Annotated in this window: 25 protein-coding genes; 17 read left to right on the top strand and 8 right to left on the bottom strand. The window is 39.0% G+C overall.

The annotated features are described in order from the left end of the window. Window positions 1-29 precede the first annotated feature (29 nt). The 3 genes from CH361_RS11250 to CH361_RS11240 are packed head-to-tail and all read left to right on the top strand — an operon-like array spanning window position 30 to window position 3,964. Window positions 30-2,030 (top strand): tetratricopeptide repeat protein, encoded by a 2,001-nt coding sequence (locus tag CH361_RS11250; RefSeq protein WP_100790898.1) that lies wholly within the window; start codon window positions 30-32, stop codon window positions 2,028-2,030. Continuing rightward, window positions 2,027-2,815 (top strand): hypothetical protein, encoded by a 789-nt coding sequence (locus tag CH361_RS11245; RefSeq protein ID WP_100790897.1) that lies wholly within the window; start codon window positions 2,027-2,029, stop codon window positions 2,813-2,815. Before CH361_RS11250 ends, CH361_RS11245 begins: the two co-directional genes overlap by 4 nt. After that, entirely contained in the window at window positions 2,816-3,964 is a 1,149-nt protein-coding gene (locus CH361_RS11240) for a CapA family protein (RefSeq protein ID WP_100790896.1), read from the top strand. On the opposite strand, the gene CH361_RS11235 is transcribed toward CH361_RS11240, so the two are convergent. Further along, on the bottom strand, window positions 3,919-4,701 hold the full coding sequence (locus CH361_RS11235; RefSeq protein WP_100790895.1) for a hypothetical protein: 783 nt from the start codon (window positions 4,699-4,701) through the stop codon (window positions 3,919-3,921). The genes CH361_RS11240 and CH361_RS11235 overlap by 46 nt on opposite strands. A gap of 92 nt (window positions 4,702-4,793) precedes the next feature. Here CH361_RS11235 and rpsF point away from each other — a divergent pair, with 92 nt between their 5' ends. From rpsF to CH361_RS11165, 14 genes are all read left to right on the top strand, one after another. Beyond that, window positions 4,794-5,069, top strand: coding sequence for a 30S ribosomal protein S6 (gene rpsF / locus CH361_RS11230; protein ID WP_100790894.1), 276 nt, complete (start codon window positions 4,794-4,796; stop codon window positions 5,067-5,069). After that, on the top strand, window positions 5,062-5,499 hold the full coding sequence (locus CH361_RS11225; protein ID WP_100790893.1) for a single-stranded DNA-binding protein: 438 nt from the start codon (window positions 5,062-5,064) through the stop codon (window positions 5,497-5,499). The genes rpsF and CH361_RS11225 overlap by 8 nt, the downstream gene beginning before the upstream one ends. A 72-nt stretch (window positions 5,500-5,571) precedes the next feature. Then, complete coding sequence (rpsR, locus tag CH361_RS11220) at window positions 5,572-5,856, top strand: 30S ribosomal protein S18 (RefSeq protein ID WP_174705011.1); 285 nt, start codon at window positions 5,572-5,574, stop codon at window positions 5,854-5,856. Window positions 5,857-5,865: 9 nt separating this feature from the next. Further along, a complete protein-coding gene (gene rplI / locus CH361_RS11215) occupies window positions 5,866-6,312 on the top strand; it encodes a 50S ribosomal protein L9 (protein WP_100790891.1) in 447 nt (148 codons plus the stop codon). Window positions 6,313-6,333: 21 nt separating this feature from the next. Continuing rightward, window positions 6,334-7,677 (top strand): replicative DNA helicase, encoded by a 1,344-nt coding sequence (gene dnaB / locus CH361_RS11210; protein ID WP_100790890.1) that lies wholly within the window; start codon window positions 6,334-6,336, stop codon window positions 7,675-7,677. A 12-nt stretch (window positions 7,678-7,689) separates the two neighbouring features. Then, window positions 7,690-9,495, top strand: a complete 1,806-nt coding sequence (gene aspS, locus CH361_RS11205; RefSeq protein WP_100790889.1) for an aspartate--tRNA ligase — start codon at window positions 7,690-7,692, stop codon at window positions 9,493-9,495. Between the two features lies 1 nt (window position 9,496). Continuing rightward, window positions 9,497-10,504 (top strand): PhoH family protein, encoded by a 1,008-nt coding sequence (locus tag CH361_RS11200; protein ID WP_100790888.1) that lies wholly within the window; start codon window positions 9,497-9,499, stop codon window positions 10,502-10,504. Beyond that, window positions 10,501-12,867 carry an HD family phosphohydrolase gene (locus CH361_RS11195; protein ID WP_100790887.1) on the top strand — a complete coding sequence of 789 codons (2,367 nt, stop codon included), beginning with the start codon at window positions 10,501-10,503 and terminating at the stop codon, window positions 12,865-12,867. The genes CH361_RS11200 and CH361_RS11195 overlap by 4 nt, the downstream gene beginning before the upstream one ends. Further along, complete coding sequence (gene ybeY / locus CH361_RS11190) at window positions 12,864-13,331, top strand: rRNA maturation RNase YbeY (protein WP_100790886.1); 468 nt, start codon at window positions 12,864-12,866, stop codon at window positions 13,329-13,331. Before CH361_RS11195 ends, ybeY begins: the two co-directional genes overlap by 4 nt. After that, window positions 13,332-14,081 (top strand): DNA repair protein RecO, encoded by a 750-nt coding sequence (recO, locus tag CH361_RS11185; protein ID WP_100790885.1) that lies wholly within the window; start codon window positions 13,332-13,334, stop codon window positions 14,079-14,081. Beyond that, complete coding sequence (locus tag CH361_RS11180) at window positions 14,078-14,332, top strand: hypothetical protein (RefSeq protein ID WP_100790884.1); 255 nt, start codon at window positions 14,078-14,080, stop codon at window positions 14,330-14,332. The genes recO and CH361_RS11180 overlap by 4 nt, the downstream gene beginning before the upstream one ends. 2 nt (window positions 14,333-14,334) lie before the next feature. After that, a complete protein-coding gene (argS, locus tag CH361_RS11175) occupies window positions 14,335-16,113 on the top strand; it encodes an arginine--tRNA ligase (protein WP_100790883.1) in 1,779 nt (592 codons plus the stop codon). Window positions 16,114-16,115: 2 nt separating this feature from the next. Beyond that, a complete protein-coding gene (locus CH361_RS11170) occupies window positions 16,116-17,372 on the top strand; it encodes a nicotinamide-nucleotide amidohydrolase family protein (protein WP_100790882.1) in 1,257 nt (418 codons plus the stop codon). A gap of 1 nt (window position 17,373) precedes the next feature. Beyond that, window positions 17,374-18,441, top strand: coding sequence for a hypothetical protein (locus CH361_RS11165; protein WP_100790881.1), 1,068 nt, complete (start codon window positions 17,374-17,376; stop codon window positions 18,439-18,441). A gap of 87 nt (window positions 18,442-18,528) precedes the next feature. On the opposite strand, the gene CH361_RS11160 is transcribed toward CH361_RS11165, so the two are convergent. Genes CH361_RS11160 through gap form a run of 7 tightly spaced genes read right to left on the bottom strand, consistent with a single transcriptional unit; the run spans window position 18,529 to window position 24,607 of the window. Further along, window positions 18,529-19,545 carry a response regulator transcription factor gene (locus CH361_RS11160; RefSeq protein ID WP_100790880.1) on the bottom strand — a complete coding sequence of 339 codons (1,017 nt, stop codon included), beginning with the start codon at window positions 19,543-19,545 and terminating at the stop codon, window positions 18,529-18,531. Further along, window positions 19,542-20,684, bottom strand: a complete 1,143-nt coding sequence (locus CH361_RS11155) for an LIC_12097 family sensor histidine kinase (RefSeq protein ID WP_100790879.1) — start codon at window positions 20,682-20,684, stop codon at window positions 19,542-19,544. The genes CH361_RS11160 and CH361_RS11155 overlap by 4 nt, the downstream gene beginning before the upstream one ends. A 2-nt stretch (window positions 20,685-20,686) precedes the next feature. Further along, entirely contained in the window at window positions 20,687-21,355 is a 669-nt protein-coding gene (locus CH361_RS11150) for an LIC_12096 family protein (protein ID WP_100790878.1), read from the bottom strand. Further along, the gene (secG, locus tag CH361_RS11145) at window positions 21,315-21,647 is read right to left on the bottom strand and encodes a preprotein translocase subunit SecG (protein ID WP_100790877.1); all 333 of its coding nucleotides are present in this window, start codon (window positions 21,645-21,647) and stop codon (window positions 21,315-21,317) included. The genes CH361_RS11150 and secG overlap by 41 nt, the downstream gene beginning before the upstream one ends. A 9-nt stretch (window positions 21,648-21,656) precedes the next feature. Next, the gene (gene tpiA / locus CH361_RS11140; RefSeq protein WP_100790876.1) at window positions 21,657-22,406 is read right to left on the bottom strand and encodes a triose-phosphate isomerase; all 750 of its coding nucleotides are present in this window, start codon (window positions 22,404-22,406) and stop codon (window positions 21,657-21,659) included. 1 nt (window position 22,407) lies between these two features. Further along, complete coding sequence (locus tag CH361_RS11135) at window positions 22,408-23,598, bottom strand: phosphoglycerate kinase (RefSeq protein ID WP_100790875.1); 1,191 nt, start codon at window positions 23,596-23,598, stop codon at window positions 22,408-22,410. Window position 23,599: 1 nt separating this feature from the next. Further along, window positions 23,600-24,607 carry a type I glyceraldehyde-3-phosphate dehydrogenase gene (gene gap, locus CH361_RS11130; RefSeq protein ID WP_002973650.1) on the bottom strand — a complete coding sequence of 336 codons (1,008 nt, stop codon included), beginning with the start codon at window positions 24,605-24,607 and terminating at the stop codon, window positions 23,600-23,602. Between the last annotated feature and the right edge of the window lie 74 nt (window positions 24,608-24,681).

Genomic DNA, 24,681 nt, shown 5'->3' with positions numbered 1-24,681 from the left:
CTGTTCCCGATCTTTGCCGGAATCTACTGATGTTTCAAGCAATTAAAACTCTAAACCCTCCTTTCCTCTTTGTTTTCTTTTGTTTTCTTTCACTTTCTCTGTTTGCCACTGAGCCAGGGACAAGAACCAAAGAATGTTCCTTGTTAGAACCTGGTATCCCGGCGGAGTTTTTCCTTTCGAGGGCACTAAGGGAACAAGTGGATGGATTTCAGGCAGCCCAAAGAAGGAAACAGGAAGATTCTAAACTTTCCTTTGAAAGATCTGTTTCCTTTTTAGATTCATACCATCTTTGTTTGTCGGAAGTAGGAAAGGAACCAAGTATCCTTAGTTCCGAAACACAAGCTCTTAACTTTCTAGAGCTGGGGAATTTAGAAAAGGCTTGGGAGTGGTCAGAAAAGGCCAAAACCAAATCTCCAGATGCATCCAAAGATCTGATTCTTTTACAAACAAGGATTCGGATTCGCCAAGGAGAACTTGCCAAAGCTTCAGAAGTTTTGGAAAACTCTCTTCATAGATTTCCAAACGATCCCGATTTTTTATACTTACTTGGAAATTTGAATTTTGAAAGAAAGTTATGGAACCAGTCGATTCTGTATTATACAGCGCTTTCCTTTGTCATCGAAAGGCGAGACACTCATTCCAAATATAAATTTCTTACCGCGAAAGCCCTCGGGGAACTCAATTATAAATTAGATCACCCAAAAATTTCTATCAAACGATATTTAGAATATACTGGTACTTATAAAAATGATATGGAAGTCCTCTTCCGTTTGGCACAAATTTATTTTGTGTTAGGTGACTTTAAGAATTGCCGAATGTATTTGGAACAAATACGGGAAAAAAATCCTAGAGACATTGATGCCTCGCATATGCTTGCTGAAATTTATTTTATGGATTCTCGTGAAACGGCTTCGATATATTTTGCTACTCTCAAAAAAGAGAAAAAAATTCCGAAAGAAGGGATCGTCTTTTTACTGAACCAATTGGTTTCAGGAGCCAGAGCCGGTTTGGAACCGAAATTAAGGTCTTATATTAAAGAAAATCCGGCAAGACTTTCTCCTCGTGTGGCCCTTCTGGAACTTGCCGAAACAGAAAATTTGCCTGATTATGAACTATTAAATGCTGGCACGGCCCAGTATGCCTATGAGTATAGGCAATACCTCACTGCAGAAAAAATCTTACGAAAGGGACTCTCTAAAGTTGAACCAAAAGAAACTGCAGATGAGGAGAAATCTTTATTTTATGAAAAGATATCCACCTGCCAAGAAATGTTGGGGCAGTGGAACCATGCAGTTTTGTCCACCAAAGAAGCCATTGGACTAACAAAAGAAACAGATAAAAAGTTTCGATTGCGGTTTCGTTTGGCTTATCTTTATCTACAAGGAAACTTTAAAAAAGAATCTTTGTCTGTTTCGATTCTATCGGAAACGATCAACGAAAATCCAAACCCCACTCATTTATATCTTCGGGGTCTTGCTTATTTTCAACTGACTAAGTATAAAGAAAGTGTCAGTGACTTTTCTGATGCGATTAAAATAGATCCTAAAAATTTTAATTATTATTTTTACCGCGCCACCGCCTATGATAAGTTAAAACAGTTTGCTGAAACAGAAAAAGACTTAAAAACAACGATATCTTTAAATCCAAATGCTTCTAATGCTATGAATTATTTGGGATACTTATATGCGGAAAAAGATATCAACCCAGAGGATGCAAACCAACTTCTCAACCAAGCAGTTTCTATTGAACCAGACAATCCTGCTTACCAAGATAGTTTAGGATGGGTATTGTATCGTAAAAAAGATTTTAACCGCGCTCTTCTTCATTTAAACTTTGCGGCTTCCCTTGCTTTGGAGAGAGGGTTTGAAGACCCTGTTATCTATGAACATTTAGGTGATGTTTATTTGGCTAAAAAAGATCCTGTGAACGCACTCCAGTTTTTTAAACTTTCCGAATCCAAATTAAAATCAGAGTCTAATAAAGACCTCGTGGCAAAAATCAAAAAGTTGCAAAAGGAAATTTCTGAATGAACAAAAGTTGTATCTTTTTATGTATTTTATTTTATTTCGTTTCTTGTCAGTCTGCAGAAGTGGAAGATCCCAATTTTATTGGGCGGGATAAAGGTAAATATCATGCGGCCAAAGAAGGAGAATCCAAATCTCTCTTGAAGGAGATTCTAAGCAAACAAACTGATTTCCAAAGTTTTAAATCTGAGTTTTCTATGCAGATCCAAACCTTCGTTCCCAAAAAAGATAATGTATCTTTGGATGGAAAAGTTTTTTTCTCAAAAGATACAAAACAAATTAAAATCCAACTGATGGATAGTTTTTTTGGAATGATTTTCACGGAACTCATCGCAGATCCAACCCAGATTCAAATCAAACCAACCAGTACAAAAGAAATCCAAACCTTACCCATGGGGGATATTCTGATCCAGGACCCAAATACAAAGAAAAAATTTGCCATTCCTTTTCCTGTGATTTATGAATACCTTACCGGTGCTTATGTGACTGAAATTCAAAATCCTAAAGCTAAGTTTAATTTGGCTGATTCTCGAGTTCTTCTCACAAAACCTGATGGTGAATATGAATACTTTTTTAAAGAAGGGAATTTGGATCGTTTGGAACTTGCTAGCGCCAAACGAGGGTTAAAGGCAATAGCGCTTGTTAAAACAAAACCAGAACAAATCCATCCACCAAAAGAAATTACGACTAAGGTGATCAGTCTCGACACGGAAAAGGAAAATGTCATCATTCAAATTAAATTAAAAAAATCCCAAATGACGGAACCGCCGGCAAATACCTTCCGTTTTTAGATGCCTAAGTCCCGTTTCTTATTCTCTCTGATTATCGTTTTTCCGTTATTTCTTTTTTCTGCGGATTTACCAGAATCAGAGGAATCAAAACTAGAATTACCTATCTCGGATTTGTACCGGTTTCGTACGGAAGCCGGGGAAACCATTCAATATCCAAAATCCACTAAACTATGGTTTGGTGGAGATGTGATGTTTAATTGGGGTGTAAGGGATTCAATGCGAACGGAAGATCCTTACTTTCCCTTTCGTAGTTTTTTTAGTTTTCTGAAAAACTTTGACTTCCGATTTTTAAATTTAGAAACGCCAATCCTTCATAAAACTCCTTCTGCGGACCAAAGAAAGTCCTATGTGTTTTTTGGGGAAAGGAAAGATCTTATGGTCCTTCGTATGTTTGGGGTTGATGGTGTTTTTTTAGGAAACAATCATACTATGGACTTCGGAGAAAATGGACTTTCTGATACTTTGGAGTTATTGGATGAATTTGGAATCCAACATGCAGGGGCAGGGAAAAATACGGACGAAGCTTTAGTTCCTATTACCGTTACCAAACAGAATACCGAGTATCGAATTTTTTCTTTTTCTGATACAGGAGAAACAAGACTTTTTTCGGGATTTAAGTCTCCTGGAGCCGCGTATTTCCGAGTTGCTACTGCGGAACGACTGATCAAAAAAACAAAACCAAATCAGGTGAATCTTTTATCGGTTCATTGGGGAGTCGAGTACAATCCGTTGCCGATGGATACGGAGAGAAATGCCGCCAAATACTTGATTGGTGCTGGATACAAGGTAATCATCGGGCATCATACACATGTCCCACAAGGGATTGAGGTATTTCCTAAGGGTGTTGTGATTTATTCTCTCGGAAATTTTTTGTTTGGTTCTAAAAATCAATATTTAAAACACAATATCTCGGTGGTTTTGCATTTTGATGGCGATAAACTTTTGTTTGTGGAAGTAATTCCCGTTTTTGGAAAACATCAAACGACTTCGGGAGACCATTATTTTTTTCCTTTGGATCCAAAAGAGTCTGAGAATTTTCTAAAAGAATATTCTGTTCTTTGTAAACAACTCGGAACAGAACTTGTGATTTCTGGGGGAAGGGGTTATGTCTTTTTGGATAAGGAACTAAAGGCCAAACTAAAACCGTAGTGAAACCAACTGCAGGTAAGTCCCACAGCAAAAAAAGGAAAACTGAGTTCGAGTAAATTGGTTTTATAAATGGAAAACAATTGCAGGAAAAAACCTGTAAAAAAGAGAATTGAGGCCGTTTTTAAAATCCAACCTTTTTCGTATAACCAGAAATATACGGATACAATCGCAACATAACCAAACAAACAAAACCATTTGAGTTGAGATGTTGGTTTTAAGTATTCCAGGGAAGGGATCATTTCTTCTGCTGTTTTTGCATCCAGAATATTTAGGATTAAAATATTTTCTATTAGATCGGCAAAACCTGCGATCACGAGGAGTAATACCATTCCCATAAAGATCTTTAGAAAGATGGGCCTCACCTTTCTTCCCGCATAATGGCCAGTATACGTAAGAAATGCCAAATAACAAAAGATAAATCCAAAATCAAAATAATGCACCCTTCTGTATTCGGAAGACAAATGAAAAAAGTCGATGGTGTCAGGGATTCCAATTAGATCTTGGACTTGTTTAGGGGTTTCTGCCATCTCGAGACCGAGTAGGGTGGACTCAAAACCGGAGTGGTTGTCGAGTGCGGGTTCTTTGGGTGTGATATGGTTTAAAAAACCAGCATAGAGTCCTAAAAATAGGCCAAGTCCCAGGCCCCAAACTTCTGGAAAATTTGATTTTTCACCCATAAAAATGTTAGAAATTACATAGAAATGGAAGGGTTTGGGAACTCCAAGAAGAAATTCCATTGACCCCGACCCCCATTGGCAAAACCCTAGTGGAAACTAACAAATTCTTCTACCTACAAGTGTTTCTATGTAGGTATACCCATAGGAGAAATATGAGAAACTACGAAATCACGAATATTCTTCGTGAAGGTAATGTAGAAGAGACGAAGTCTGCAGTAAAAGATTTACTCTCTAAATACAACTTCACGATCCAAGGCGAAGAGGATTGGGGTTCTAAAAGACTCTGGCATCCGGTTGGACAAGACGAACAAGGTCACTTCACACTCATCAAGTGTTCTGGAACACCTTCTGAAGTATCAAAGATTGAACATGAGTTTAAACTCAATGCGAATATCTTAAAAACCCTCGTAATCAGGGCCAATGGCTAACGATCTTAACAAAGTACTTTTAATCGGTCGAATGACCCGTGATCCGGAATTTAAATCGGTGAACGGAAGTTCTGTTGTCAATTTTTCAATTGCGAATAACAGAGTTTATGTGACTAACGGTGAAAAGAAAGAGGAAACTCATTATTTTGACTGTGTGGCATGGGGCCGACTCGCTGACATATTAAAACAATATGCTGGCAAAGGAAAACAAGTAGCGATTGAAGGTAGACTTCAACAACAGTCCTGGGAAACTCCTGAAGGCAAAAAAGCCTCTAAAATCCGTGTCTATGTCGAGACCGCACAATTACTGGGCGGCCAAGGGCAAGGTGGTGGTTCGGGAGACCGTTCTGACAATTCCAATTCTTATGATTCCGGCGTAAGTAGTGGTTATGATGATTATCCAGCCGGTGATGACGACATTCCTTTTTGATAGGTTATGACAATGAGTGAAACAGCAAATATTGATGATACAAGAGTAGATTCCCGCGAGAGTATGGACGGGATGGATGACGACGAAAAAGGCGGTTTCCGTGGTAAAGACGGAGAAGGCAAGTTCGGTCGTAAAAACGCAAAATACAAAAAGAAAGTTTGTAAGTTCTGTGCTGACAAAGCCTTACTTGCAGGTCTTGATTATAAACGAGTCGATATCTTAGAAAGATTTGTTACCAACCGTGGTAAAATCATCCCAAGAAGAATCACTGGAACTTGTGGTAAACACCAAAGAGCACTTGCTCGTGAAATCAGAAAATCCAGATCTATCGGTTTACTACCGTTTAAAGTTCTGTAGGAGTAACGGATGAAAGTAGTATTACAAAAAGACGTATTAAATCTTGGTGATGCTGGCGACGTAAAAGAAGTTGCTGATGGATATGCAAGAAACTTCCTGATTCCAAGAAGATTTGCAGTCCGTGCGAATGATGGAAACACAAAAGCTGCTCTCCACCAAAAGAGACTTGCGGAACTGAAACGCGACAAACGTGTGAAGGTGATGAAAGAACTTTCTTCTTCTATCGAAGGTAAAACTTACGAAGTAAAAGTGAAAGTGGGCGAAAACGATAAACTTTTTGGTTCTGTGACAGCGAATGACATTGCACTCGCAATTAAAAACACTGGAGTAGAACTCGATAAACGTAAACTAGATTTAGGTGAGCCAATCAAGTCAGTAGGCGAATTCAAAATTAAAGTTCGTTTGGCTGAAGGTGTTGTGCCTCAAATTGTAGTTAAAGTCGTCGGCCAAGCATAGTCTTAAACTAAAGCTTTTTCGATGAATTCTAACCCCCTTCAGGAGATAGAGTCTGAGAAGAACTTAATCGGTTACCTACTCATGAGAGGGGTAGCCGGGCAGGAAGACTTAGGTCTAAGCCCGGACGACTTCTATATGGACAGCCACCGGCGTGTCTTTGAAGCCGTTACCGATCTCATCAATGAAGGGATCAATATCGACCTAGTTACGGTCACAAACCAAATGCGGGAAAAACGTCTTTTTAAAGATGAATCCCGCGACTTGGAATACATCACTTCTCTTTACAAAGATACGGTTCCTTTTCAACCCCTAGAGTATTATGTTAGGCGGGTAAAACGTGTTTCCGATCGCCGTAAGTATGTTGAAGCCTTAAACCAAGCCATTGATAAAGTTAAAATTGAACCTGGCGAAAACGATTCTGTATTCAGTCTCGTAGAACAGTCGCTAATGGATATTTCTCGCCAAGAGAGATCCAAAGGTTTAAGAAAAGTAAAAGACGATGCCAATGCCCTAATTGATTACATCAAAAATGTAGTAGCAGCAAGTCAAAATGGAACGGGTGGGATTAACGGTTTAAAAACCCATTTTACCGGTCTGGATATGGCAACCACTGGTCTTAAGTCACACGAACTTATGATCCTTGCGGCAAGGCCAGGAAACGGGAAAACAACTTTTGCTTTGAATATTGCGGCAAACGCGGCGCTAAAAGAGCGTAAAACGGTCGTTATTTTTTCTCTAGAGATGAGCCGGATCGAACTCCTTCTCAAACTCATTAGTGCGGATGCAAGGATTGATTCCTATGCGTTGAAAGCAGGAACTCTTACTTCCGCACAAATGACCCAACTCAAAGACAGCATTGGAAACATTACATCGGCTAGTTTGTACATTGATGATTCAGGATATTTAACCATCCAAGAATTTTCGGCAAGACTACGCCAACTTCGAACCACGGAAGAAGTAGGGCTTGTGATTGTAGATTATTTACAGCTCATGAGTGATCCGAAAGCCGCCATGGGGGGAAGGCAACAAGAGGTTGCCAATATTTCCAGAGGACTCAAACAAATGGCACGGGAAGTGGGTTGTCCTATCATCGCTTTATCGCAGATGAACCGTTCCATTGAAAACCGCTCCAAAGACCAAAGGCCACAACTTTCCGACTTACGGGAGTCAGGTGCCATTGAGCAGGATGCGGATATTGTATGTTTTATATATCGAGAGGAAATGGTGAAACCTCCCGAAGAGCTTGACCCAAACAAAAGGGGAATGGCTGAGATCATCATCGCCAAAAACAGAGCGGGTGCTACGGCCGATTTTCCATTGATGTTCAATCCGAAAATCAGCCGTTTCGACAACGTTCCATTATAAAGAGGTTTTCAATTGAATCAGTGGGTCAGTTCCGAATATAAAAATAGAATTCGTGCAACGAGTGTATCGGATGCATCTGTCGGCAAAACTTTATTCCTTTCTGGATGGGCTTTCCGTTACCGCGACCAAGGGGGAGTGATTTTTATCGATCTCCGTGATCGTTCTGGAATTTTACAAATTGTTGCTCGTAAAGAAATTTTGGGAGATGATTTTTCTAAAGTAGAAAAAATTCGTTCTGAATATGTGATTGCTGTGAAAGGAAAACTTTCTCTTCGTGATGCAGAATCTGTAAATCCAAAGATGGAAACCGGCAAATACGAGTTAATTGCAGAATCAGTTGAAATTCTAAATACCTCCAAAACTCCACCGTTTACCTTAGATGAGTTCGATCCATCTGGGGAAGAAATTCGTTTGAAATATCGTTATTTGGATATGAGAAGGGACGAACTTCGGGATCGTTTGGTTTTACGTCACAAACTAACATTTGCTCTTCGTGAATATCTAGATAGTAAATCCTTTTTGGAAATTGAAACACCTATTTTAAATAAATCCACTCCCGAAGGGGCACGCGATTTTCTTGTCCCTTCTCGTTTGAATGCAGGTGAGTTTTATGCTCTCCCACAATCTCCTCAACTTTTCAAACAGATCCTGATGATTGGTGGAATGGAAAGGTATTTTCAAATCGTAAAATGTTTCCGAGACGAAGACTTACGTGCGGACCGCCAACCTGAATTCACTCAACTCGATATGGAGTTTTCTTTTGTTACAGAAGATGACATTCGTGCTGAAATTGAATCCATGTGGACCTTTGCTTTAAAGAAAGTTTTTGGTCTCGAAGTGAATGCACCGTTTATGAAGATGCCTTACCATGTAGCCATGGAGGAATACGGATCTGACAAACCAGACATTCGTTTTGGAATGAAACTTGTGAATGTATCTGAGATTGTAAAAGATGCTGATTTTCAAGTGTTTAGTGCTGCTGTGTCTGGTGGTGGTGTGGTAAAAGCCATTTGTGTTCCTGGTGGATCGGTGATTTCTAGAAAAGAGATCGAAGACCTAACGGGTTGGTTGTCACGTGACTTCCGTGCCAAAGGCCTTGCCTATATGAAACATGGGGCAGGAGGCTTAGAGTCTACCATCACCAAGAGGTTCACTCCCGAGGCTTTGGATGCGATTGCAAAAGCCGTTGGATCGAAAGAAGGGGATATGGTTTTCTTTGGAGCGGATTCTTCTAAGATTGTGAACGCTTCTCTTGGTGCTCTCCGATTGAAATTATCTGAAAAATACGATCCACCTAAGCTTCCTTATAGTTTTCATTGGGTAGTGGATTTTCCTATGTTTGAACTGGATGAAGCGACCAAAACTTGGACCTTCCTCCACCATCCTTTCACTTCTCCAAAAGAAGAAGACTTTGATAAACTAAGGGATTGGAAAGCTGGGAAATCAGTTGACCTTTCTTCGATAGGTGCTAAAGCTTATGATCTAGTTCTCAATGGAACAGAAATTGGTGGGGGATCAATTCGGATTCACAATCCTGAAATCCAAAGCTTGGTTTTGGAAGCGATTGGGATTGGTGAAGAAGATGCAAAATCCAAATTTGGATTTTTACTGGATGCCCTTTCTTTTGGTGCGCCACCTCATGGGGGGATTGCTTTTGGTGTGGATCGGATTATGATGTTACTTACTGGAGGAACTTCCATTCGTGATGTCATTGCTTTCCCCAAAACACAAAAAGGAACTTGTATGATGAGTGAAGCACCGGGGCCTGTGGACGCAAAACAACTAGAAGAATTAAAACTCAGGGTAGTCACTATTTAATATGGATGAAAGTTTTACATTTCAGGAAGAATCCCTCTACCAAACAGTATGTGGGATTGGAGACAGCAAACTCCCGTTATGGGAAAGTCGACTCAATGTAAAACTGATTCCGCGTGGTAAGTCTCTCATCATCCAGGGAAGTGAAGACCAAGTCCAAGTTGCCTTAGATACCTTTCACAAGGTGGAAGAAAATTTCAAACGAAGGCCTGACAAAGCAGATTATTCTTTTTTTGATATTGATTACTTAGTGAATAAAGTCAAAGATTCCAGTGGTGGTTGGCCCACACCTGGTTCTTCTGATTTCCAAAAGGAAGGAGAGACCTGGACTCCGAGAGACAAAATCTTTGTCACCTTCAAAGGAAAACCCATCTTTCCCCGCACTAAAAATCAGGAAAACTTTGTCGATAGTCTTCATAAAAACTATATCACCATTGCCATGGGACCTGCAGGAACTGGTAAAACTTTTTTATCCATAGCTTCTGCTTGTCGGATGATGCAAACGGGGGAAGTGGACAGGCTCATCCTAACTCGGCCTGCTGTGGAAGCGGGAGAGAACTTAGGATTTCTTCCGGGTGATTTGACCCAGAAAGTAAATCCTTATCTTCGTCCCATCTATGATGCGTTACATGAATGTATCGGGTTCGAAAAAACAAGTGAATATTTGCAAGTTGGAAAAATTGAAATTGCTCCCATAGCTTTTATGAGAGGAAGAACCTTGTCGCATTCCTTTATTATTTTGGATGAAGCACAGAACTGCACTTTGCCTCAATTAAAAATGTTTCTCACTCGGTTTGGAAAAAATTCTAAAATGGCAATCTCAGGGGATGCCACCCAAATCGATTTGGCACATGGCCGGTCGGGACTGGAAAAAACAGTGTATACTCTCCGAAATCTAAATGGAATTGAAACGATTTTCTTTGGGAGAGAAGATATTACACGCCACCCGATCGTCGAATCCATAGTAAGAAGATTTGAAGAAAACGAGAGTTTGTTCTCTAAAAAACCATGAAAGCTATTTTAGATTCTTCCATGACTCAAGTGACTGACTTCCTAACAAAAGTTAGGCCAGTTTCTGTTGTTCGTAACATCCAACTTGTATTGGTGTCTTTAACTTTATTGTTTGTTACTTATGTTCTTTCGATTCCTTTTTTTGGCCAAACAAGAGTGGATACAGATCCCGATGGACTTTTTTCAGAAGGGAAAATTGCTCCTGAAACCATCCAATCGGCAAAGGAATTTTCTTACGAAGATACTGAAAAAACAAATCAGGAAAAACAGAAAGCTGCTGCCAATGTTCCTTTTGCTTTCGATAAAGATTTTGGAATACTTGTTGCGGGGATTGATACAAATCTTTCGGAAGATGTTGAACTATTACGTACTATTTTAGCAGAAGGAAAGGGAAGTCCTGCCATTGTCAAAGATCGAATTCCTAGATGGCGAAATCGTACCAATGAAGAAATCCAAGCTATCTTGGATTATCCTAGAAAAGATAAGTTAAAGAACTTCATCCAACAATATACCAATCTCATTTTTTCAAAGTATTGTATTGTTAAAGAAGACCTTCCGTTTGCAAAAGATTTGGACAAAGCCGGGGCCAAGATTCGTAATATCGGAACCCAAGACCAAACATATTTTATCGATGGTAATTTAGTCATTCCTCGGTCACAGATTTATAAAGAAGGACCAGTAGCATCCGTACTATCAAAGTTAGCTTCTGAAAAATTGCCGAACGTTTCTGATTCTCTACTCAAAGCCGTCTCGAGGATTGGACTTTATTATGTTTATTCCTATCCTGCTTGTAGTTATAATGCGGAAGAAACTGAAAATTCCAGGTTGCGAGCCTCAAACTCCATTCCCATCCAAAAAAGTCGGATCCAAGCCAATGAGGTTGTTGTTCGTTCGGGAGATGTGATCACTCCCGAGGTAAAATTCAAGCTGGATATGATGAATCGGTATGCGACCAGAGCCAATTTAGCATCCATCATTTCTATTTTTCTCACTCAATGTGTTCTCATTATGATTGTTGGGTTCTATCTGATTCGTTATAGGCCAAAGCGGCTGAATGACCTATCGAGTAATTTAATTATCTTTTTTACACTTTGGATTGTCATTGCTTCTATTTATCTACTTTCTAAGATCTTTTATGCCACTGACAGTGATTTGTCGGGCGTATATTATTTTGGAATGTTTGTCCCGGTGGGAATGCTTTGTTTACTCCTTGGATTTGTCTATGATGAACAACTTTCTATCGCCATTGGTTTCTTTTTAGCTTTTGCGGTTTTTTTTGCCTCTCGTTACAACCCAACATCCTTTATGTTAGCTTTTACTGTTGCAGTGGTGAGTTCTATTTATGGAAGGCGGCTACTCAAACGAATTGATTTTTTAAAAGCGGGGTTTTTACTTACCTTTGTGCAAATTTTGATAACCACCGCGGGTTATCTATTTGATGGAAGAGAGTTTTATGTTTCCACAGGATCTGGTTTTTTTAGGGACTTAACCAATTCGAATTTATTTCACATCACCGTGATGTGTTTTGTGAATGGGTTTGCCAGTGCGACAGCGGTTCAGTTTTTACTTCCCCTGTATGAATATGTTTTTAATATTCCTACTCGTTTTAAACTCATTGAACTTGCCGACACCGGCCATCCTTTGTTACAGCAACTACTAACCAAAGCTCCTTCTACTTACACTCATACCTTTATGGTGGCTGCTTTGTCGGAAAGAGCAGCGCAAAATCTAAACTTGGATAGGCTTCTTGTTCGTGTAGGAGTTTATTTCCATGATATTGGAAAAATACCGAATGCCGGTTTTTTTGTGGAAAACCAACATTTGATTCCCAAACCAGAACATATCGACAAAAACAATCCAGCACTTGCTGCGAAAACTGTCATTGATCATGTGTTAGATGGGATAGAAATGGCAAAAAAAGCAAGGCTTCCTCGGGAGATTATTAGTTTCATTCCCGAACATCATGGAACATCTACCATGGCGTTTTTTTATCATAAGGCCTTACAGGAAATTTCCCCTTCGGCTAGAAAAAACATCAATAAAAAAGATTTTCAATATCCTGGTCCAAAACCTCAAAGTAAAGAAACTGCGATCGTCATGATTGCCGATTCATTGGAAGCTGCTTCTCGTTCACTAGATGAAGTCTCTCCTGAAAGTTTGGACGAACTCATTCGAAAAATCGTAAATTCAAAATTAGCTGAAAACCAATTGGATGAAAGTGGTCTGACCATCGGAGATTTAGAAATCATCAAATCTAGTTTTCAAGAAGTACTACTTTCTAGTTTGCACCAAAGGCCAAAATACCCAAAACCAGAAGATACAAAAGCCTTAGAAGTAGCTGGTTCAAAAAAAAATAAAAAATGAATTCATCCCTAAATGTGGTGACCCACCTAAATGACCAGTGGGGTGGGGATATTGAAATTCAATCTGATTTGGTTTTGAAAAATTCTGAACTCATTCTTAAATTCTTAAGTCCTAATTTTTTACAAGTATTAGAATTATCGATTCTTCTTGTGGATGACCAATTGATGAAAGAAATCAATTTTGAAAGGAGGGGGCTAGATAAAACAACAGATGTTCTATCTTTTCCACTTTATTCTGAATCTCCACCGATCCCCTTTCAGATCTTAGGTGAAGTAGTCATTTCGATGGATACTTGTCGTAAACAAGCCAGTGAAATTGGTCATTCGATCATTGATGAGTTTTATCGTCTTCTTGTACATGGAATTTTGCATTTGTTTGGTTATGATCATGAAACAAATGAAGAAGATGCCATCCAGATGCGTAAAAAAGAGGATGAATGTTTGGAATTGGTGTTTGAACGTTAAATGGCGATTCGAAAAGAAAAAGGAATCGTTATCCTCAGTCGTGATATTGGAGATAGTGATAGACTCATTAGCCTTGCAGGTGAATCACAAAGTAGAATGAATTTCCTTAGTAAAGGAATTCGTAAGTCCAAACGCCGGGCCATCATCACTACAGAGATTGGTTCTCTTGTGGAAGTAGATTATTACGATCAGCCAGAGAAGGATTGGAAGTCCATCAAAGAAGTCCATCTTGTCAATCGTTATGATGAATTAAAATCTGATTATTTAGGTACACTTTTTGTTTTGTATTTAACGGAACTTACTTCTCTTCTTTATCCAGAAGGGGAATCGCATCCTTTTCTTTTTCAACTTCTTTCAGGAAGTTTGGATACTTCTAATGAAAAAGGGTTTCAAAAGCAGATTTTGCCTTTTTTCAAACTACGGGCTCTTTCCCATATGGGGCATTTTCCGACAGAATTCTATTGCCATACTTGTGGAGAGGAGGTGCTTTCCAAAAGTGCGGCTTACTTTTCGGTGGCAGATCGTGAATTTTTATGTTCTGACTGTCACCCATTACCCAAAGATCATTTGCCTGTTTTGAAACTGTTTCATACTATGTTATCAAAGAAATTCTCGAATGTACTCGGGGTTTTCACTCGTGAGTCGGAATACCGGGATGGTGATTTGATTTTGAACCAATTCCTTCGATCTTTATTCGGAAAAGAGTTAAAATCATACTTCGAGTTTTATAAGACAATAGGGTATCTATGAATTCCATTACAAAGACCATATTACTTTGTATGACTCTTTCTGTTTTTTTTGCTTTGTTCCAACTCCTGCTTAAGGGAGAGAATTTTAGAAAAAATGGGAAACCAAGTTTTGGAAAGGAAATGTCCGGTTCTTTCCAAACCACACTTCGGGAAGAAAAAGAGAGCATTCCCCATTTTGTTTCCCGATTCAAGGCGAAAAGTTTTGAACTATGGCACAACTCGGACAAATTAAAACTGGATATTAAATATTAGAAATGAATGTAAATCAATTATTGAAACAACTCGTATTACTTGAGTTAGAGAAAGCCGTCGATATTTATTTAGAAAAAAACAATCTAAGTTCTGTTAAAGAAAGTTTAAAAATTCGTATTGAGTATTCAAGGGACGAAAAGTTTGGGGATTATTCTTCTCCTTTTGCCTTAGAAAACAAAAACAGTTTAAATAAAAACCCTAAAGAAATTGCAGAAGGTGTTCTTGCTGAAATTCAAAATGATTCTTTTTTTGAATTTGTTAGTTTTTCACCTCCAGGTTTTATCAATTTCAGAATTCAAACAGAGTTTCTAAATCGGTATGTTACTTCTGTGATGTTTCCTAAAGTGACATTTGCACAAACTCCGAAAAAAGAAAAAATACTTCTAGAATTTGTTTCGGCTAACCCCACAGGTCCAATGAATATCGTATCTGCGAGGTCTGCAGCCTATGGGGATGCCCTCGCCAATTTACTGACAAGTCTTGGACATACCGTAAAACGAGAGTTTTATGTAAATGATTATGGAAACCAAGTGTATTTACTTGGAGTTGCGGTTCTTTTGCGATTATTTGAATCTAAAGGAGAAACGATTCAATTTCAGGAAGAAGAATCAGATGAATCCGTGGTTGATTTGATCAAAAAAAGAATTCTTCCTAAGGAAAGTTACCGAGGGGAGTATATCAAAGACATTGCCATCGAATGTTTAGAAGATAAGGAAAGGACTCAATTTGTCTTTGATTCTGTGTCTGCAGAAAAATGGGATGAGGTCATAAACTTTCTTTCTCGGTATGCAGTGGAATACAACTTGGGTCGTCAAAAAGAAGATTTGGCTCTCTTTGGTGTCAATTTTGATTTATTTTTTAGCGAACGAAGCCTTCATGAAGCTGGTGATGTAGAAAAGGTTCCTTCTATCTTAAAAAAAGAAGATGTGACTACGATTGATGGAAAACTTCATTTTCTTTCCACTCTCTACGGTGATGATAAAGACCGTGTGATTCGAAGAGAAGACGGCCGACCAACCTACCTTATGGCTGACATCGCTTATCATTACAATAAGTTCACACGAGGGTTTGATTCGCTCATTGATATTTGGGGACCTGATCACTATGGTTACATTGCTCGTCTCAAAGGAGCAGTGAAGTCTTTTGGAAAACCAGAAGAGAGTTTTCGTGTTCTGATTGCCCAACAAGTAAACTTAATTGAAAACAAAGAAAAGGTTAAGATGAGTAAACGTTTGGGGATATTTCAGACCATGCGTGATCTTTTGTCTTATTTGGGAAAACAAGGGAAAGATGTAGGTCGTTATTTTTTCTTAATGAGAAGTTCCGATGCCCCTCTTGATTTTGATTTGGATTTAGCAAAGGATGAATCAGATAAAAACCCTGTTTTTTATATTCAATACGCACATGCAAGGATCTGTTCTATCTTTCGTGAATTACAAGTTCCAATGAACCTAAGTCTATTGCAGGCGGGAGTTTCAGTGGAATTTTTGAAACAAGAAGAGCGAAGTCGACTCCTCTTTTGGGTGGCTCGTCTCCAGGAGGAAGTTTATGATACGGCTTCCAACTTTGAACCACATAGGTTAACGAACTATCTTCAATCATTGAGTAAATCTTTTACTAAGTTTTATTCGCAAAAAGACAATCGCATCAAAGATAAATCAGGTAAGGAAAAGGAAACTCTTCTTGCTTTGGTTCTTTACACCAAGTATGCTCTTGAAAGTGGATTGGCACTTCTTGGAATTTCTGCCCCAGAAAAGATGTCCAAAGAAGAGACTACGTAAAAGTGGAAGCTCCGTTTATTGTTATCATTGCTTCTGGTTCTGAAATCACTGCTGGTCGGAGTTTGGATACAAATTCTGGTTGGATGGCGAATGAGTTATTTGAACTCGGTTGGAAAGTAAAAAAGTTCATCACACTCCCTGATGACCCGGATCTCATTCTCTTAGAACTCCAAACTCTGAAAAGGTTAGCAGAAACAAGGCCGGTGCTTGTTCTTATGACGGGTGGGCTTGGTCCCACAGAAGATGATTACACATTGGAAACGGTATTGAAACTGAGTGGGAAAAAATCTTATTCTGTAGAAAAAGCTAAGATCCGTTTGACGAGAATTTATGAATCACGTGGTAAACAATATAGTGATATCCTACCTACAGTGATTCGTCAAACCCATGTTCCAGAAGATACAAAAACTTTGGATAATAGTGTTGGGATTGCTGTTGGGTTTGTTGAACCGATTGGGGTGGATTCCTATTTAGTTTGTATGCCAGGTGTTCCTTCCGAAATGAAGGAAATGTTTACACGGAGACTGGTTCCTGAACTCAAACGAATTTATCCAAGAGAGAACTTGGTCCAAAAAACAAAATGGTTATGGAATATCGGAGAGTCTCTTTACCAAAAAGATTTTGTGGAAACCCACCGAGACAGGTTGTTTCAAGATGTAGAGTGGGGTGTTACTGCCAACCGAGGGTATATTAAATGTATCTTCCAATCGACCGACTCTAAAAAATTAGAAGCCATTATCAGTGAACTGGAAACTCAATATTCAAAAATTATTTCTGATGATGTTTTTTCCTTTGTGCATGAAGAATTACTTTCTAAAAATTTAACGATTGCCGTTGGGGAAAGTTGTACTGGTGGGCTTCTCGGAAAAAAACTAACAGATTCACCTGGTTCTAGTTCCTATTTCATAGGCGGATTTTTAACCTATTCGAATGAAATGAAAGAAGCGTTGTTATCTGTTCCAGGAGAAATGATAGAAAGTTTCGGTGCTGTGAGCAAAGAAGTTGCTTCGGCTATGGTGGAAGGGATCTATCAAAAAACAAATGCTAGGTATTGTATCTCCATCACAGGAATTGCAGGGCCTGGTGGGGGAAGCGATGAAAAACCAGTGGGAACCGTTTGGATTGGTTTAAAAACTCCAGATGGTTCCATTGAAACGCATTCTTATATTTTCCCAGGAAACAGGGAAAGTATTCGTGAAAATGCAAGTAATACGGCTCTATTTTTATTATACCAATCTTTAAAACAAAGGAAGATTTGAGATGTTACAAACGATTCTTTATTCCATTGGATTTTTTATTTTATTTTATTTTAGTTGGGATGTAGATTTAAATTTAGTTCCGAGTATCAGAGAAACATGGGTCTGGAATAGTGAGGGTAGGTTTGGAACCACTTCTCCTAAACTCGGTGAAGATCCTTTAAGAACAATTAACGGTTATAAAACAGGTGGAAAATACTATTCCTTTCGAACCGGTAAATTCTTAGAAACAGATCCTAAGTATCTGGTCGATTTTCCTTTGTTATCCAACGGTTATCTACTCTATGAAAAAATTGGTGATGAAGTTAACTTTTTTTCTGATGCGGGAGAGCTCTTTTGGAAAAAACCGATTAATTCTTATCCAAGGAGTGGATATTATGCTTCTCCTGTTTTGTATTTGTCTGGTGATAATAATACAGTGTTTCTGATGGATGAAAGTGGTAATCAAGTCGGTAAACTAGAGTTAAATGGAAGATTTCTTACTGATTATCAATTTGATTCCAAAAATAAGGGAGTGATTGTCCTTTTTTCCGGCGGTGAGTTGTATCGTTTGGATGAAAAAGGAAATGTTCTTTTTGAAAAGGATCTTTCAAAAGATAAAAAAGACTCATTTTTTAAATCTGTTTCTCTTTCTCCAGATGGAAAGGTATCGTCCATTCACTATTCTTTACTTGATAAAGACTTTGTTCTTGTGTTGGATGAGAAGGGGGAATCTCTAGAAGAGTTTTCTCTTCCTAAATTTTATCCACATAAACTATATTTTGTGACTGGCAATGATGGTTCTATCCTATTTAATTTCCCCGATTCATTATCCTTTTTTCAAGATGGAAAATTAGTTTGGGAAAAAACAAAACAAAAGTCAGGTGGTGTATACCAATCGGTATTTGTTACAGATTCTATCTATGTAGTTTTATCTGAATCGGAAATTTTATTTTATAACACTAAGGGTAATTTGATCCGGCAGAAAAGAATTCCGCCTTCAGAGTTACCTGTAAGATTTTTTCCTGGGAAAGGGAATTCTGTGTTTTATATGCAGTCAAAATCCGATTTAATGCAGTTCCAAATTTTTTAAATCGGAGATTCTTTAGACTGTGTAACTGAGTTAACTTTGGTTTCCTTTAAATTATTTAGGAAATCAAAGTTTTTATTGATTTAAAATTTAGGGATTTGTTTTGGATTTTGGATCCACTTCATAAATGGAAAGAGATTTAAAACCAGTCCTTCCTTCTCTGTTGATCATTGCTATGGTCTCTGTACAAACTCCAGGCTCAATATTGAAGATGAGTTGGTCAGAAATTTCTCGGCAAATATAAAGACCTCGTCCATGACTGTCTTCTAAACCTTTTGGAAATCCAGTGGAATCATCTATGCTAATATGTCGATCGAGTCTATGTAAAATTTCTTCTTTTCTAAGCGATCCGAATTGGTCTCTTACAACAATAAAAATCGTACTCTCCGTTGCGCCGTATCCGATCAAAAAATAATCATCAGGCATGAGTTGGATATTGTCCAACGGAACCACCATATCGTGACTTGGAATTTCAAATTGGTATTTGTATTCGCCCTCGTGGGTGCGCGGAGCTCTAATCATTGCATTGGAGGTGAGTTCCTCTAATACCTGTTGGATTGCTTTTGGGGCTCCCAGTTGGATTAGGTTTTTTGAAATTTTACCACAAAGGATCGAGCGGTCTTGGTCGGATTTGATTTGTTTATAAAGGATTCCATTACTCGGAGCTTCTTCGAATTCGCTGTTTATGTTTTGACTATAAACTTTGAAGTCACCAGTGAAATACTTTTCAATCCCAAAGATATCGTTGGACAATAGTTTTTCTACCATTACTTCGATTAGGTGGATGTCTAAAAAACTATATTTGGGAATGATGTTCCAAATATGAAGGTCTTTTGCATATTTGATGTATTCATTAATATTGTATGCTGTCATAAGTGCATACAATATATTTGGAAATTCTTTTTGGATGAGTTTTACTAAATCGATTCCTGATTTTCCTGGAAGACGAATGTCTGTGATGGTTAGGTCTATTTTTTCGTTGGTTAAATACCAAACAGCTTCTTCGAAATGTTCTGCCCCAAAAACATTGAACTTAGTGCTAAGTAGATCCATAATCGCTTCGCGAATGGAATGAATGTCTTCAACAATTAGGATCGATTTTTTCATGGATTTTGCTCCGTGATATCATTGGTAAGGGGAAAGGAAATGGTAAAACGAGTTTTCTGTTCAACAGACTTCACGGATATATTACCATCATGTTCTTTGACAATGGAATGGCAGATAGAAAGTCCAAGCCCGGTTCCTGTTCCTGATTTATTACTCGTAAAAAATGGATCAAAAATCTTTTGGATGATAGGATCTGGAATTCCTCCGGCGTTGTCCTCTACAATGATATGGAGCCAGTTTTTTGTTTTTCTAAGTTCTATTGAAATTTCGCCAGGTCTATAATCGAATGCTTGAAGTGAGTTTCGAAATAAATTCATAAATAACCGCTCCATCTTTCCTGGATGGAAGGGGAATTGGTAATCATGATCACAAGAGATCCGCCAAACAATGTTTTTACTTAAGTGAGGATAAAGACGAATCACTGTATCTTTTGCGCGGTTGATGGTTTCTACGATGTCTCCTAGTGTGACTTTGACTTTATCGGTTTTGGCAAAAGAAATGATATCCGAAACAATAATGGCTGCACGAGAGATATCATTTTTGATCATATCCAAACGTTTTTCAATTTGTTCAGGTGGTTGGTTTTGCCAATTTGCCTTTAGGTTTTGTAGTGTTAAGCTAATTCCTGTAAGTGGGTTATTTAATTCGTGTGCAATCCCTGAAATTAGAATTCCAAGAGAGGCAAGGTTACGCATCCGAAAGGATTCTTCTTCTTTTTCTCTTTGTTTCGTCACATCAGAAATTTTTTCCACCATCCAAAATAGATCTTCTTGTTTGGGGTAAGGGTAAAACTCCAAAAATAATGTTTGTTTTTTATCTTCTGATCTAAAAAAAATCTCTCTAGTGATGGGAGTCGAGTAGGTTTGATTTTTTTCTTTTGATTTTACGTTGATTTTGGGACAATAGGGACAAATGTCTGTTCGTTGGTATAAAACCTCGTAACATTTGCGGTCAAGGAGTTCGTCGTATTTATTATTTTTAGCAAAGAGAATGGTTGCTAAGTTTGCTCTTTGGATATTAAAATCTGAATCAATGAGAACCAGTGGATCTTGGACCACATCATAAATGGCTTCCAGTTCACGTGCCTTTTCTGCCACTTTTTCTACAGATGAAGAGTCCTTATTCTGTGAGTCAGGCAAAATCAGTATCCCAAGGATTGGTTTAATTGTTTGAACATAGATTTTTGACTTTTGTTGCCACCAGTTTTTTGTAAGGCAGTGATTGATGCCAACTGGCTATGAAAGTCCAATAGAAATTTGATATAAAAATCTTTTTTAAAATCGTTTCTTTCCTGTTTAATTTCATCATTACGAAGAGATGAAAGTGGAAAACTATCTGATCCATCGATTCCAGAAAAACTAATCACCATATCGTTTAAGGATTCATCTAAGGGTGAGGTATCAGAGATTTTGGTTTTTGTTTTTTGTTCGATTTCGGTATCTTCAGTGACCACTAAAACTTCCACTTTAGAAAGAACTGACCCGTTGAATTCTAAAAGAATGGATTTTTCTTCTGAATGTTTGATTCGGTTTTTGTTCTGCGGGTCTGGATCCACTTTGTACTTTCGAATCCGAATCCCAGTTCTATTGGGATAGGTTCCAATGAAGCTGATCGTTGTGTTGGCAGGAAGAGATGTTAGGGTTTCGTAAGACAAAAGATCCCTAGCTTTAGCGATATCTCGGTAAAGACTAAGGATTTCCTTATCTAATCTATTTTCTTTTTCGGAAGTGCCGGTCTCAGCGGAGAGACCAACACTCAAGAAGAATAAATTAAGGAGTAGTAGGAGCCGGTACTTCGGGAGTAGTTCCATCAGTTTCTACCGGAGCTTCTAAACTTGGTTCTAGATCGGGAACTAAAACTTCATCTTTTTTGGCAAAAACAAAGGAAAGTGCAAGTGATAGAACGATAAAAAGAATCGCTGCAACGCGAGTGGTTTTTGTCATTACATCAGCTGTGGAGGCACCGAATACCGATTGGCTCGCGGTTGATCCACCTAACATTCCTGCGCTTCCACCTTTTCCGGTTTGGATCATGACAAGAAGGATGAGAAAGAGTGAGAGTAGAATAAATAGTGTGAGGATGGTTCCTGCAAAAAATCCCATATTGTTTCCTTATTTTAAAAGTCCTAAAAATGAATCCAATTTTTGACTGGCTCCTCCTACGAGGCCACCGTCTATATTTGGTTTGGCGAGTAATTCTTTAATGTTATCTGGTTTTACAGAACCACCATAAAGAATTTGAATTTTTTCAGCAATGGCACTTGTACCCACAAATAAATTACCAATTTCTTTACGGATAAAGGCATGTGCTTCTTCTGCTTCGACGGGAGTGGCAACCTTTCCCGTCCCAATCGCCCAAACAGGTTCGTAAGCAATTACCAGTTTTGCGAATAGATCACTTGTAATGTCTTTTAACCCTTTTTTGATTTGGTCTTCTAAGACAGTAAAGGTATTTCCTTTTTCGCGTTCTGCCCAGGTTTCTCCTACGCAGTATACAACACGAAGACCAGATTTTAAAAAATGCAAAATCTTTGCATTGTCAAACTCAGAGGTTTCCCCGAGGAACTGACGTCTTTCGGAGTGACCCACAAGAACTGTCTGAATTCCAAGTTCTGCGAGTTGGACAGGAGAGATCTCTCCAGTCATGGCAGTGAGGCCCGACTGGTAAGCGTTTTGCGCTCCTACTATGAGGTTTGATCCCTTAGCAATTGTAGAGATGGATTCCAAATGTAAGGCACTTGGGAAAACCATCACTTCATAAGAAGAGGTAGTACTTGCAGAAACGAGACCTTTGGCGATGGAGATCCCTTCTGCCAAAGTTAAATTCATTTTCCAGTTTCCCGCAATGATTTTCTTTCTCATCTTATTTTCCTTCCTTAGGGAGTAAACATTCCACACCTGGTAGTGTTCGTCCTTCTAAAAATTCTAAAGAAGCACCTCCACCAGTAGAAATATGAGTGATTTTGTCTGCCACACCGGCTTTGTTCACAGCCGCAATGGAATCGCCACCGCCAACAACGGTTTTGGCTTTGGATTTACTGATGGCCTTTGCAATCTCAATGGTTCCTTTGGAGAACTTATCCATTTCGAACACTCCCATCGGTCCATTCCAAAGAATGGTTTTGGCTTCTTTGATGGCTTTTATATAATTGTCGATGGTTTTAGGACCAATGTCCATTCCCATCCATCCATCCAAAATCCCCATTTTATCGACCGACTTTGTTTTGGCATTGGGATCAAAATTATCAGCAATGATATGGTCGATGGGAATTTGGAGGTCAACTCCTTGGATTCCCGCTCTGTCAATCAGTTGGAAGGCTTGGGATTCAAAGTCTGGCTCTACGAGGGATTTTCCCACGGGAACCGCTCTGGATTTGAGAAAGGTATAAGCCATTCCTCCTCCAATGAGAAGGTGGTCTACCTTCTCGAGAAGGTTTTTTAAAATAGCAAATTTAGAACTGACTTTGGAACCACCAACAATCGCTACGAAAGGGCGCTCTGGTCTTGCGAGTAGGCCACTGAGAACCTCGATTTCCTTTCGCATGAGGAGTCCCGCAAACGCAGGAAGTAAGTGAGCCACACCTTCTGTAGAGGCATGGGCTCTGTGGGCCGTTCCAAAGGCATCGTTGACATAGACATCAGCAAGCTTAGCCAGTTCCTTACAGAAACCGGCTTCGTTTTCCTCTTCTTCCTTATGGAAACGAAGGTTTTCTAAAAGGAGAATTTCGCCATCGCCGAGTTCATTGGACTTCTTTACAACATCTGTGCCAATCACAGAGTCAGAAAAACTGACTTTGGTTTTGACAAGTGTGGAAAGAACATCAAACACCGGTTTCATGGAGTATTTTGCCTCAGGGCCACCTTTCGGGCGTCCTAAGTGACTTCCCAGAATGATCTTTGCCCCTTTGGAAATCAGTAACTCCAAAGTCGGGAGGGTTTTTTCAATTCGAGTTTTGTCCGTGGCTTTGCCGTTTTCGACAGGGACATTGAAGTCCACACGAACAAAAACTCGTTTTCCTTTTAGATTTTGTTCTTCTAGAAGAGGTAATTTCATCTTAGCCTTTTTTTGCCATGTAACGTACGAGATCTAAAACTCGGTTGGAGTATCCCATCTCATTGTCATACCAAGATACTAGTTTGAAAAAAGTGGAGCTAAGTTCAATACAAGCATCTGCATCAAAAATAGAAGAACGAATGTCTCCGAGGAAGTCGTTAGAAACAACCATATCCTCAGTGTAACCAAGGATTCCTTTCATGGAACCTTCACTTGCTTCTTTCATTTTCTTTTTGATTTCAGCAAGGCTAGTTGGTTTTTCTGTACGAACGGTTAAGTCCACAACTGATACGTCTGGAGTCGGAACTCGGAAACTCATACCTGTGAGTTTTCCGTTCACTTCTGGGATACAAAGTCCTACTGCTTTTGCAGCACCAGTGGATGCTGGGATGATGTTTTGAGCGGCACCACGACCACCACGGAAGTCTTTTTTAGAAGGTCCGTCTACGGTTGGTTGGGTTGCTGTCATCGCGTGGATGGTAGTCATCAGACCTTCTACGATTCCAAAGTTGTCAAGAACCACTTTTGTGATCGGAGCGAGGCAGTTAGTTGTACAAGATGCATTGGATACTACATTGTCTTTTGCAGAATCGTATTTTTCATGGTTCACACCCATTACAAAAGTAGGGATATCTTTGTCTTTTGCTGGAGCTGAGATCACAACTTTTTTAGCCCCTGCTTTGATGTGTTTTTCAGCACCCACTCGGTCAGTAAAAAGACCAGTCGATTCAATGACGAAGTCCACTCCGAGTTCTTTCCATGGGAGTTTTTCAGGATCTCTTTCCGAGAAGGTTTTTACTTTTTTACCATCGATAATGATTTCATTGTCTGTGTGGGAAACTTCACCGTCAAAGCGACCGTGAGTGGAGTCATATTTGAAAAGATAAGAAAGATTGTCCGGTGTCACAAGGTCATTGATTGCGACAAATTCCAGATTGGGATCTTTGATTCCGGATCGAAGTACTAGACGTCCAATGCGACCAAAACCATTGATTGCGATTTTTACCATGAGTTTCTCCTAAAAGGCTCGTATCGAAAGATGAAACGATTTTTTAATTACAGAATTTCGGGTTCGGGGTCTCT

This window comes from Leptospira brenneri (assembly GCF_002812125.1).
In the GTDB taxonomy this organism is placed as follows: domain Bacteria; phylum Spirochaetota; class Leptospiria; order Leptospirales; family Leptospiraceae; genus Leptospira_A; species Leptospira_A brenneri.
Note: the sequence above shows the minus strand (reverse complement) of the source record. Positions and strands in the feature narration are given on the sequence as shown.